13 protein-coding genes are annotated in these 11,980 nt (G+C 31.3%); 10 read left to right on the top strand and 3 right to left on the bottom strand.

Translation table 11 applies throughout. The annotated features are described in order from the left end of the window. The first annotated feature begins 120 nt into the window (after positions 1-120). The 10 genes from Q0876_RS07690 (at position 121) to Q0876_RS07645 (ending at position 9,217) form a co-directional block, all read left to right on the top strand. A complete protein-coding gene (locus Q0876_RS07690) occupies positions 121-1,437 on the top strand; it encodes a hypothetical protein (protein ID WP_299225818.1) in 1,317 nt (438 codons plus the stop codon). Positions 1,438-1,937: 500 nt separating this feature from the next. After that, positions 1,938-2,615, top strand: a complete 678-nt coding sequence (locus Q0876_RS07685) for a sulfotransferase family protein (protein WP_299225815.1) — start codon at positions 1,938-1,940, stop codon at positions 2,613-2,615. 142 nt (positions 2,616-2,757) lie between these two features. Continuing rightward, positions 2,758-3,324 (top strand): Crp/Fnr family transcriptional regulator, encoded by a 567-nt coding sequence (locus Q0876_RS07680; RefSeq protein WP_299225812.1) that lies wholly within the window; start codon positions 2,758-2,760, stop codon positions 3,322-3,324. 64 nt (positions 3,325-3,388) lie between these two features. Then, the gene (locus Q0876_RS07675) at positions 3,389-3,844 is read left to right on the top strand and encodes a hypothetical protein (RefSeq protein WP_299225809.1); all 456 of its coding nucleotides are present in this window, start codon (positions 3,389-3,391) and stop codon (positions 3,842-3,844) included. A gap of 139 nt (positions 3,845-3,983) precedes the next feature. Continuing rightward, positions 3,984-5,129, top strand: a complete 1,146-nt coding sequence (locus Q0876_RS07670; protein ID WP_299225806.1) for a DUF6438 domain-containing protein — start codon at positions 3,984-3,986, stop codon at positions 5,127-5,129. A 322-nt stretch (positions 5,130-5,451) separates the two neighbouring features. Then, a complete protein-coding gene (locus tag Q0876_RS07665) occupies positions 5,452-5,685 on the top strand; it encodes a thioredoxin family protein (protein ID WP_299225804.1) in 234 nt (77 codons plus the stop codon). 64 nt (positions 5,686-5,749) lie between these two features. Then, positions 5,750-6,361, top strand: coding sequence for a MarR family transcriptional regulator (locus tag Q0876_RS07660; protein WP_299225801.1), 612 nt, complete (start codon positions 5,750-5,752; stop codon positions 6,359-6,361). 787 nt (positions 6,362-7,148) lie between these two features. Beyond that, a complete protein-coding gene (locus Q0876_RS07655) occupies positions 7,149-7,607 on the top strand; it encodes an N-acetyltransferase (RefSeq protein ID WP_299225798.1) in 459 nt (152 codons plus the stop codon). Positions 7,608-7,839: 232 nt separating this feature from the next. Then, entirely contained in the window at positions 7,840-8,454 is a 615-nt protein-coding gene (locus Q0876_RS07650; RefSeq protein ID WP_299225796.1) for a hypothetical protein, read from the top strand. A 178-nt stretch (positions 8,455-8,632) separates the two neighbouring features. Continuing rightward, on the top strand, positions 8,633-9,217 hold the full coding sequence (locus tag Q0876_RS07645) for a hypothetical protein (protein WP_299225793.1): 585 nt from the start codon (positions 8,633-8,635) through the stop codon (positions 9,215-9,217). A 25-nt stretch (positions 9,218-9,242) separates the two neighbouring features. On the opposite strand, the gene Q0876_RS07640 is transcribed toward Q0876_RS07645, so the two are convergent. The 3 genes from Q0876_RS07640 to Q0876_RS07630 form a co-directional block, all read right to left on the bottom strand. Then, a complete protein-coding gene (locus tag Q0876_RS07640; RefSeq protein WP_299225792.1) occupies positions 9,243-9,968 on the bottom strand; it encodes a hypothetical protein in 726 nt (241 codons plus the stop codon). Positions 9,969-10,113: 145 nt separating this feature from the next. Continuing rightward, a complete protein-coding gene (locus Q0876_RS07635) occupies positions 10,114-10,989 on the bottom strand; it encodes a pseudouridine synthase (protein WP_299225789.1) in 876 nt (291 codons plus the stop codon). 40 nt (positions 10,990-11,029) lie between these two features. Further along, on the bottom strand, positions 11,030-11,980 hold the full coding sequence (locus Q0876_RS07630) for a carbon-nitrogen hydrolase family protein (RefSeq protein WP_299225786.1): 951 nt from the start codon (positions 11,978-11,980) through the stop codon (positions 11,030-11,032).

Here is an 11,980-nt window from a genome sequence, read left to right as displayed (position 1 = left end):
CAATAAATTAAGATTTATTCGAAGTTGCCTTCTTAAATTATTGTTTAAGAATTTATTATCTTTTCATTCTCTAACCAAAACTACGTTTAACACTGAGTTGTACGCAATTAAAACCAACTTATGAACAAAATATTTTACATCGTCTTACTGATTATTCTTGGGTCGTGCCAAAATAATAAAACGAAAGAGAACTTAAAGGCAAATGACAATCTAACCATTGAAGAAAAAAGTATTGTCCAAACCTTTTCAGATGTGGACAGTTTATTGAAAATTGATGATGGTAGATTTTGGGGCAAAGGACTTTATGGTCCGGTAATTTTCGTTGAACCCAAAACAAGACTATTTTATTCTAACGAAAATAATTCAGCTAACGAATTTGAAAAAATTGGCGCAATCTACAAAGACAGTCTGCCAGCAGATATTAATATAGCCAACACAGCAATTAATTGGTATGGTAAAAGGTGGTCAATGGTTATGCTACCTTTACCAAAAGACCAAATTTCTAGAAACAATTTAATAATCCACGAACTTTTTCACAGACTTCAACCACAAATTGGCTTTGAAAACCTACAAGAAATAGACAATGGACATTTGGACACTTATGACGGCAGGTTATTATTAAAACTTGAATTACAAGCCTTGGAAAAAGCCCTCTCGACCAATGACAGCATTGAAATACTAGAGCATATTCAAAACGCATTGACCTTTAGAAATAAAAGGTATAAATCCACAGACATTAAAAATGCAGAAAATTCATTGGAACTGAACGAAGGTCTTGCCGAATATACAGCAATAATGTTAAGTGCCAGAAACGCTGACGAAATGAAAACCCATTTTAGCAAAAGTAAAACTAACTTTTACACAAATCCAACATTTGTTAGGTCTTTTGCTTATCAAACTATTCCTTACTATGGGTATTTACTTTCTTCAAAAAAGTCAAACTGGCACAGGGAAATCAATAGTGAAACAAATTTGACAGATTATTTTATCAAAACATTCAATGTTGAGATAATAAACAGACAATCGGTAGAAAATATCGCAAAAGAATTCGATTACAATTTTCAACAAATACAAAAAGAAGAAACCCAACGTGAAAAATTAAGAATTGAAAAAATCGCAATTCTCAAATCACAATTTTTAGAAAAACCAACTTTGGAACTTCAGTTTCAAAATATGAACATTTCGTTTGACCCAAGAAATATTATACCACTTGAAAATATTGGAACTGTTTATCCAAATTTAAGGGTTACGGATAATTGGGGAATTTTAACTGTAGAAAAAGGAGCACTTTTGGCATCAGATTGGAGTAAAGTTACGGTAACTGCACCAACAGAGATTTCGGATAAAATTGTGAATGGCGACGGATGGAAATTAGAATTAAATCCGGAATGGAAAGTGCAGAAGAATGGAAATGAATTTACACTCGGAAAAAAATAACTGCGTACAACAATGGTTATAAGTAATTGCTTGTTCTCGCCTACTTTGGAAATTCCTGCGGAATTTCCAACTTGGTGTATACTTGCAGAGTTAAGTGCTAAACCACGCAACTACTCATAGCCGAACCGATGGAATACATTCGCCAAAGGCGAACTTTAATATGCGCAGCTTCGCTGTCATTGCATCTTAAAGTAAATGTATTCCATCTCAGGGTTAAACCAAATTACTACAATTCTTATTTGCTAAATTATCGCCTTTAACGAGCTTCGAGCTAAAACGTAAGCCATCGTCGGTTAATAGTAATTTGATTCTGTTTCTCGAATTCTCAATCTAATAAATTCTACAATTTACGCTTCGCTAAAGCGAACCTAATTGATGAACAATAAATTAAGATTTATTCGAAGTTGCCTTCTTAATTTATTGTTTAAGAATTTATTATCTTTTCATTCTCTAACCAGAACTACGTTTAACCCTGAGTTAGGTGAAATTAAAACTAAGAAATGGCATTAAAAATAATTGGAGCAGGTTACGGAAGAACTGGAACCAAATCTCTACAGTTGGCTCTTGAAAAGCTCGGTTTTGGACAATGTTATCATATGGAAGCTCTATTTAGAAACCCTAGCGATGTTAAATATTGGCAAAATGCGTATCAAGGAAAAAAAACAGATTGGAATTCTTTATTTCAAAATTATAATTCTACAGTAGATTTTCCAAGTTCAATCTATTATAAAGAATTAGCTGATTTCTACCCAGAATCAAAAGTCATATTAACTATAAGAGATCCAGAAAAATGGTACGATAGTGCTTATTCAACCATCTTTAGTTTCGATCCTGGACCAAAGTTAAAATTGAGAATGTTGTTCAAAATGCCTTTCTCTTCTAAAGCAAGAAATTTGTTCAAAGTTATAATGCTTAATGATAAGTCTTTATGGAAAAAATATTTTGAAGGAAAATTTAAAGACAAAAAATATACGATACAAAAATTTGAAAGACATATTGAAGAAGTGAAAAGTTCAATTTCAAAAGATAGACTTCTAATTTTTCATCCAAAAGATGGTTGGAATCCTCTTTGTGAATTTTTAAACGTAGAAGTGCCTTTAGAGCCTTTTCCAAATACTAACACTAAACAGAATTTTAATTCTTGGGCAAAAGGAATTGTCAAAGATATAATAAAATAACTTTGCCTAACGACGTGTATAATTAATTACTTCTGAATTTACCAAACGGAAATTCATCGGAATTAATTAACTTAGTTGCTAACAGAAAGAGTGTAATTAAACCATACACAAAACCGTTAGCCACAAGCTGAAAAATACCAAAATGGAAGAAATCAAAAATTTCATTGACAACATTTATCCAATGAATGGTTCTGATTGGGACTTTTTTTCTTCAAAATTGTATAAGGAAAGATTTAAGAAAAAGTCAACACTGATAGAAATTGGTGAAATTGAAAACTACATGTCTTTTCTTTCAGAAGGAATAGTGAGATATTATATTCCACAAGTGGATAGTGATTTAACCTTTGGTTTTTTATTTGAAAACGAATTTATTACTGCTTATGACTCCTTCATTACCCAAACCCCTTCTCATTATCAAATCGAAACGCTTACAAACGCAACATTATGGCGAATATCGTTCAAAGATCTTCAAAAGGTTTATGAGAATACCGAAAGTGGAAATTTCATTGGGAGAAGAATGGCAGAAAATATGTTTTTAATTAAATCTAAAAGAGAAATTTCTCTCCTGAGTAAAACAGCAGAAGAGAGATATCTAGACTTATTCATGGAACGTCCAAATTTAATCAAACAAATTCCATTAAAATACATTGCCTCCTATATCGGAGTTACACCTCAAGCTTTAAGTAGAATACGTAAGCGAATTACTTAACCTGGGTTCATTGTCTAATCTTTAATCATTTATGAGTTTTGTAAATGAACTAAAGAATAACAATATGAAACCACTAGTAGTACTTTTAACAAGTTTTGTGATTGCAGTTTTCGCAATAAAAATCGTTAAAAAGGAATATGATCTTAACTTATCTGCTAGAATAGCAATGTCTATCATGCTATGCTTTACCGCAATTGGACATTTTGCTTTCACTAAAGGTATGTCAATGATGATTCCACAATTTATTCCATACAAAACAAACCTTGTTTATATCACTGGACTTTTTGAAATTCTTTTAGCAATTGGCTTGCTCATTCCAAAATTTAAAGTGATTAGTGGTTGGGCTTTGATTATTTTTCTATTATTCATGTTATCCGCAAATATCTATGGTTCAATTAATAATGTGAATTATCAAAAAGGGACATTTGATGGAAATGGTCTTTACTATCTATGGTTTAGAATTCCATTACAACTTATGTTTATTGCTTGGATATATTTAAGTACAATTCGAGTTCTTTAAAGAAAAAGCCAGTGGCTAACAACGTCTATGCTAATTACTTGTTCTATATGTAATCGGTTTACTTTTACTAAATAAGTTCTTACCAACACAACAAGCCATATACAAACACGTTGACTGTTATATAACCTAACCTCAAACGATGAGATATTTAATAAGTGTTTTTCTTTTTTTGACGTTAATGAATTGTCAGAAAAAAGATTATAAACCTGAATTTATAAAAGCAGAAATTATTCCTTCAAAAATTGATAGTTTAAATTCTGAAAAAGAAGTGCAAGCTTTTGTTAATCAACTAAAACATCCTTTTTATGAACAAAAATTATCTCAAGATTCAGTCATAATATATAGAAAATTCGAGGAATTTGAGCTTAAAAAAATAAGTGAATTTAAGAGAAGTTGTGAATATGATGAAGATAGTATTACAAAAAAAATAGCAGACTCTTTGAAAATCAATGACACTTATTATAAAGCAGATTTTGATAATAATGGATATACAGATTTACTAATTATAGGAGATAATCATAATTGCGCGAGTACACGAGGATGTGAAACCTGCGATGAATGCGATGGTCCTAAAAACCTAAAATACATCTCGTGCGATTTTAGCATTTATTCTCTTATGAATTTTGAAAATGATTCGATTAATGATATCAACTTAAATTTTATTACCAAAAATTTATCGTTGGTACCAAAAATTATTGAAACCCAAAATGGTTCATTTATAGAATTACATACACCAAAAGAATACAACCCTGAAAATGGAGAGCTAGAAATAGTCAACAAGACAATTCCTATAATTTATAAATATGGAACTTTTATTGAGCGAAACCAAAAAGAGAAGGATTACGATATTGAGAATATAGAATTTGTTGCCCAAGGATGTGTAGCTGGATGCCCAGAATTTATCATCTCAATAGACAAAAATCAAAACGGAAAATTCAATGCCATAAACTATAATTGGTTTGACAAGGACTTCTCTCACGATTTAGAAGATAATGACATAAACGGAGAGTTTAAAACAAAAATATCTGACGAGCATTTTAATGAACTTTACGGAATTATCAACTATTTGGATTTTCCAAATCTAAACAATTCGTATTATTCTGGAGCAATGCATTCAAGCTCTATTATTTTAAAAATCACTTATAACGGTGGAAAATTAAAGATTATTAAAGACTATGGGTTAACTGGAACTTATGGACTTAAAAGAGTTTACCAAATGTTTCACGAAATGAGATTTAATCAAGAATGGAGAAAAAAAAATACAACAAACATAGTGTATAACTAATTGCTTGTTCTATATGTACTCGGAAAATCCTACGGATTTTCCGCTGGTTCGTTTCCTTTTACTAACTTAGACTTAGGCAACACAACTAATCATATACAATCACGTTGTAAACAATTCACGAAAGGCAAACTTTGATCAGTGTCGCTGAGCAAACGCTACATCTCAAAGTGAATTGTTTACAACAGAGGGCTAAAAACTACATCTACTCGATTCAATATTAAAATGAGATACATCATTTTAAAAAACAAAAAATTAATTTTTTTAGTTAGGAATCCTTACTATATTTGTAAAGCAATAATGCATTAACTAAAATTTAGTAGCAATGAGTAAATCAATTTTTTATCACGCAGGATGTCCAGTTTGTGTAAGTGCAGAACACGACATTATTAATTTAGTTGGAGTTGAAAACGTCGAAGTAGTAAACATTGGCGAAAATCGAAATAGAATTCCAGAAGCCGAAAAAGCAGGCGTAAGTTCTGTTCCTGCTCTTCTAACTCCAAATGGAAATATATTACATATCAATTTTGGCGCGTCTATGGCTGATGTAAAAGGTTAATTTTTGTGATTTATTGTTAGGATTACTAACTTAGCCTGTCGAACAAATTTCGACAGGTTTTTTTATGAAAGAAAGTACATTTAACCCAGCACAACAAGAAAAAGACATTTCGAGTAAAATCATTGCAGGAATGGAACGCATTTCGGAAGTCTTCAAAATTTTGCTATGGGAAAAAGCAAAATTGGTTGGTTTAAGCCCAATTCAAATTCAGATACTTATATTCATAGCTTTTCACAAACAAGAGTTGTGCAACGTTAGTCATCTTGCAAAAGAATTTAACATAACCAAACCTACAGTAAGTGATGCTATTAGAGTTTTGGACAAAAAAAGACTTATTATAAAAGACTATTCATCATCTGATAGTCGTAGTTATTCAATTTCATTATCTGATTTAGGAACTGAAATAGTTTCTCAAACGTATGATTTCTCAAATCCATTAAAGAAACAAATTGATGGGTTTTCCCATTCCGAATTAGAAAGTTTATTCGGAACTTTAAGTCAACTGATTTACAAATTAAATCGAAACGGAATCTTAAGTGTTCAAAGAACTTGTTTTGCATGTAAATTCTATAAAAAAAACAATAATAATGACTATTGTAACTTATTGCAAAAAGAATTATTAAGTCAAGAAATTCGATTAGACTGTCCAGAATTTGAGGAAAGAGCTAATGGTTAACAATAAGTACAAAGCTTTTCTCCTTACCTAGCCCTTCTAAATGTTTTAGAGAAACGATAAAGTCAGTGTTTTATTTATTAAATATCTGTTAACCAGTGCATTAAACCATAAACGAATATATTTGATCTTATAACTAAATAACACATCTACTTTAGAAATTGATAAATGAGGTATGGCGCAATGGATATCCATAAAAGGACTAAGATCCAAACACGTCCCTGAAGAATATTATAGTCATGAAGAAGTTTATCCCAAGAATGCCCTGCAATATAATGTCCAAATAAGAACTCAAAAACCACTGTGAGAATTAGCCATGCCAAGCCAATAACTATTGTTTGATTGGAAGACATAGGCAACCATATGTTAAATAACAGCCATACGTATAGTCCTAATAATATAATTATATTAATAGTTGATAACTGATGAGCTTGGAGATCACTTAATCGGCTTGATAAAAATTTCTTACGAAATAAACCGTTGGTAATAGCAATAAAAATCATTGGGAACCAAGCGAATATATATTTCCACATTTTATTAATATTTATTAAATAATCATCTTGCTGAGGAATAATTAAATTTACCACACTTGAGGTTCATTTTTTATGACTTTTGTCACTAAATGACACAATGATGTGTATAGCTCATTGCTCTGGTTTTTCTAATCGGGAAATCTTTACTTCTGAACAATAGGTTTTTACCATTTTGCTATCTTAGTGAATATATAAACAAAATGAGCTTCAAGCTCATCATACACAAACACGTAGGCAATAATAATTTCTTGAAAACTATGGAATCAAATTTTAAAATAAGAAAAGTTATTAAAGATGATCTCACACGTATTTTCCAACTGGAAGAAGAAGCTTTTAAACCAATGAATTATCCATTGTTCGTACTTAGACAATTTTATGATATCTTTCCTGATCTCTTTTTTGTGGCGGTCGATGAACTTAATCAAATAAAAGGCTATTGTTTTGGAGGTATAGATCATGACCGTAAAATTGGTTGGGTCTTTGCTTTAGCAGTAACAAAACCAGAACAAAATAAAAAAATTGGCCAACAAATTACGATTGAATTGTTATCGGCTTTCAAGACTAAAAGTATTTATAATGTTCAATTAACAACCACTCCTGACAATAATGCTGCTATCAATTTATACAAAAAATTAGGATTTAAAAAAGCAACAGAAGTTCTAGATTACTATTCCGATAATTCGCCACGAATTATAATGAAATTAGAAATGAAATGAAAATATCAATAGCGAATTTTACCTAAAAAAAGTAAATTTTTAGTTTAATAAAAGTAAGTAAATCCTTCACGCACACATAAACACAGATAAAAATTATTCAGTCTACCAAAGTCAGATTCAGACAAATCCTATCAACTAAAATTAGAAGCATTAGGAAACAATGATTACTTTAAGCTTAGTAACAAAACCAATAGTATATCGTCGTCTAAACACATAAACAAAATCCTCTCACATGAAACATAAGGCTTGGATACAAATTTTTATCATATACCTTAGATATTTAATTGGGTTTGCCTTTATTTTTGCGAGCATTATAAAGATTCAAGGATTTCGTTTTACTACAGAAAGTGGTGCTGAAAACCCCATAGATTCAGCTTGGCATTTTTTTGAAACTTTATATCAATCAGGCATATATTGGCGTTTTTTAGGATTAGCTCAGTTTATTACTGGAACACTACTTGTAACACAGCGTTTTGCAAAACTAGGAGCTGTTCTTTTTTTACCAATAATAGTTAATGTATTTGTAATTACAATTTCATATGATTTTAGAGGAACACCTGTGATTACAGGATTAATGCTAATTTCAACATTAGTGTTATTATATTGGGATTGGGATTCTCTGAAAGTATTACTTAACAAAACGCCAAAGGCTTCAACTCACAAAAGATTAGAACATGATAGTATATGGATATATCAAGGGTTTTTGTTTTTAATAATTACTGTGCTTTCAAAAATTTTCATCAACAATAAATATTTATACATTAGTTTTTTAACCCTATTTATTCTTGGTATTATAGGCCTCATTATAGGTTATAATAGACGAAAATTATATAGTATTAGAGCATAAAATAAACTACACACATGGATATATAAACAACTACTTGTTCTATGAGCACTTGGGGTAAACTAAAGCAAAATACCACACGTAAATCATATGTTAACACTTTAGCTACAATTACAGTATAAGAAACAAAAAATCTGGTATAATTTTTGATTTCAATAACAGGAATTATAATCGTTAAGTTATGAGGTCAACATTCTTTAAAACCAGTTATATTTTACTTTTCTTATTTATTCCAATAGCTACAATAAATGGTCAAAATCATGAAGTTAATCTATTTACAACCATTTTCATTAACAACAGTAATGATAACATCTCTTTTTTTGACGGAACCATCAAGTTGAACAATAATGATGTACTAAATGGAAGAGTTAGTATTAACCATATAAAAGACCAAAAATTATCTGTTATACTTAAATCTGAACACAAGACCAAATATATTCCAAATCAAGACATTAAGGAGGTGATTTTAAACAATAAGGACGGTGTTAAAACGAAATTTATAACGCTTACTAATGACAATAAACTGTACAGAGAAATTTTTTCTAATACTAATAATGTAACTGTTTATGATACTTCAAAACACCCTTTTGATGGCCGACTTATAGGAGAGGTGCTCATTGATAATGATGGAACACTTATAAATACATATGATTTTTGGGCAAGTGGCCCAAAACAAGGACTTATAAATTATGTAAGCAAAAGAGACGGAATTAAATATAAACGCCGTGACTTTAAATCCTTACAAGAGTTATTTGCTATACTTTAAAACTGATATCTAATTGATACAATTTTTACAACAATGCGTTGTCATTGTCTCCAGTGATAGGTTTGTAAGCTTTCACGAACAAACTTCCTATTTCTCTATGTTTAGAATCTAATTTCGGATCATAATAACGTCTTTCAATATCTACAAACCCAAATTCAGCTAACTTTTTCTCCATAGTTTCAAAATCCCATGCAAACCTATGATTCCCAAAGTGACTGTAACTACCTCCTCTCCAACGTTGACGAAAATGGTAATTTATATGCTCCATAAATGTTAAACAATCTTCTGGATGCCATTTTTGTTGTTCACAAGTCTCTAAATATGATCGTTTCCCTTCAGCATATTCAACAAGTGGCCATTCAGCATCCGGAACAGAAATTGATATTTCTCCTCCAGATTCTAAAATTCTAAAACATTCTGAAAAGTGCAATTCAACACCTTCTGGATATGAAAGATGCTCAACGAAATGTTCTGAATAAACAAAATAACAAGAAGCGTCGACCAATGGTATCGGTTTTCTTAAATCAAGCCTCATATCAGCTGAACTAGAAAAATCGAGGTTTAAAAATCCTGGTTTTGTAGCACTTCCACTTCCAAAATTGATTTTTAATCTTTTCTTTTTCTTATATGTTCTGCGACATTTTAACACATTCATTTTGTGTACAAAAGCAACATAAAGTTCTATAAATAGATTTATAAAATGATCTGCAATAGGAGAGGACTGCATTACCTTTTTTAAATGTTTCTTCATGCTTATTCTTGATTTATCATCAATGTAAACATACAAAGAATTTTAGTTTAAAAATAAGTGGTTTTTGAAGGATACTCTTCAGATATTTAGAAGAATTCAGGAAAGATCTGTACGAAATAGCTCTAAATTAGTGATATAGCTAATTCTACAACATTTGCAATGTATTAACCTCTTGCTGAGTCAAGTGTTTCCAATGACCACGAGGCAGGTCTTTTTTAGTAAGATGACCAATCGCTACACAATCTACTTTTACAATATCATATTTTAAATGTCCAAAAATAGTGTGTAGTATTGTGTTTCCTGTGTTCTTTATTTTGAGTCCTATATGAGTTTTAGGAGCATCATCAATATAACTTATATCCTCAACAGGCACTAATTTACCTTGAACTTTAAGACCTTCTTTAATCTTTTTAAAATCATCAAGCTTTAAGTTCTTATCTAGTTCAATTTCGAATAAGCGCGATACACCATGCTTCGAATTGGTGAATTTTTTAACCACAACATCATCATTCGTAAATAGTAATAATCCAGTAGAGTTTCTTCCCAAACGTCCAATAGGTTTTATGCGCGCATTGGTAGCATTAGCAACAAGATCCATAACTGTTCGACCTTTACTTTCACTTGTGGTAGTTGCAAACCCTTTTGGTTTATTGAGTAACACGTACGTTTTCTTTTCAGGGTTAATTCTTGCGCCATCAAATTTTACTTCATCATCTAATTTTACCTTATAACCCATTTCGGTCACTACTTTACCGTTAACAGTGACGCTCCCTACAGCTATGTGCATATCTGCATCTCTACGAGAACAAATCCCAGAGTTAGCAATATATTTATTCAATCTAATTTCATCAGGATGAGATGATCTTGATGTAGTTTGCTTTTGTCTTGTTGGAGCATTTTTGTTAGAAACCTGCTTTCCTTTAACGTTGTCTTTACTGTAATCTGCAGATTTGTTGGTAGGTTTGTAAGATCTTCTTCCTGAAGGTTTCCCTTTTCCTTGTGCACCTTGTTGTCTACTCATGATAACTTAATTTTGCGCAAAGGTACTATATTAGTTCATACTAATCGAAATATTGTGTTGTAGATTGTCGTTCTCTATTAACAGTCAATTTGGTCACATCTGGCCTAGAATAGTGACCTACTGGATCAAAATTCTGCCGCTCTTCTAGAACACGATTAAAATCAATACTTTCAATAATTAAGCCTTCTTTGTTTAGAACGGGTTTTACAATCCATTCACCATCTGGTCCAGCAATACAACTTCCGCCATTTGCTAATATCTCTGGTGATTTTTCTAATATTTGATCTACATGAGGTGTTGCTTTTGGAAAATCTGCCTTTGACATTAAACTTGATACAGAAATCACATACGAACGTGACTCTCTAGCTATAAATCTGGTAATATCTTTAGTGTTGTGATCACTTCCTGGCCAAACTGCAATATGCAGGTTTTCGCCTAAACCGTAAAGTGCAGTTCTAGGTAATGGCATCCAATTTTCCCAACAATTAAGTCCACCTACAGTAAAATCTTTTAGCGCATGTACTTTCAAACCATTTCCATCACCAGGTGACCATGTAAGTCGCTCATCATATGTTGGTTGTAGTTTTCGGTGTACTGATTGAATAATCCCTTCATTATTAACATAAACTAAAGATGCATAAATACTGTGACCTCCTCGATCTAAAGGGCGTTCAATAACACCTAAATACACTGCCATTTTATACTGCTTTGCCAAATTACATATGGCATCTAAATCACCTTTTTCAATCGTAACTGATTGCTTAACGTAATATGAATGCAATTCTTTGTTAACCTTCGTGTTCCACTCTGCTCCTCCAGTTAAGGCTAACCAAAATGGATAGCCAGGCACTAAACCTTCTCCAAAAACAATAAGCTCTACCTTACTTTTCGATGCTTCTATAATGGCATGCTCTACCTTTTTAAGTGTTTCATTTTTATCTAACCAAACTGGTGAGATTTGAGCTAATGCAACTTTTAATTGATGGTTCAT

Source organism: uncultured Psychroserpens sp., assembly GCF_947503375.1.
Taxonomy (GTDB): Bacteria; Bacteroidota; Bacteroidia; order Flavobacteriales; family Flavobacteriaceae; genus Psychroserpens.
This window is presented reverse-complemented; position numbering and strand designations above follow the sequence as displayed.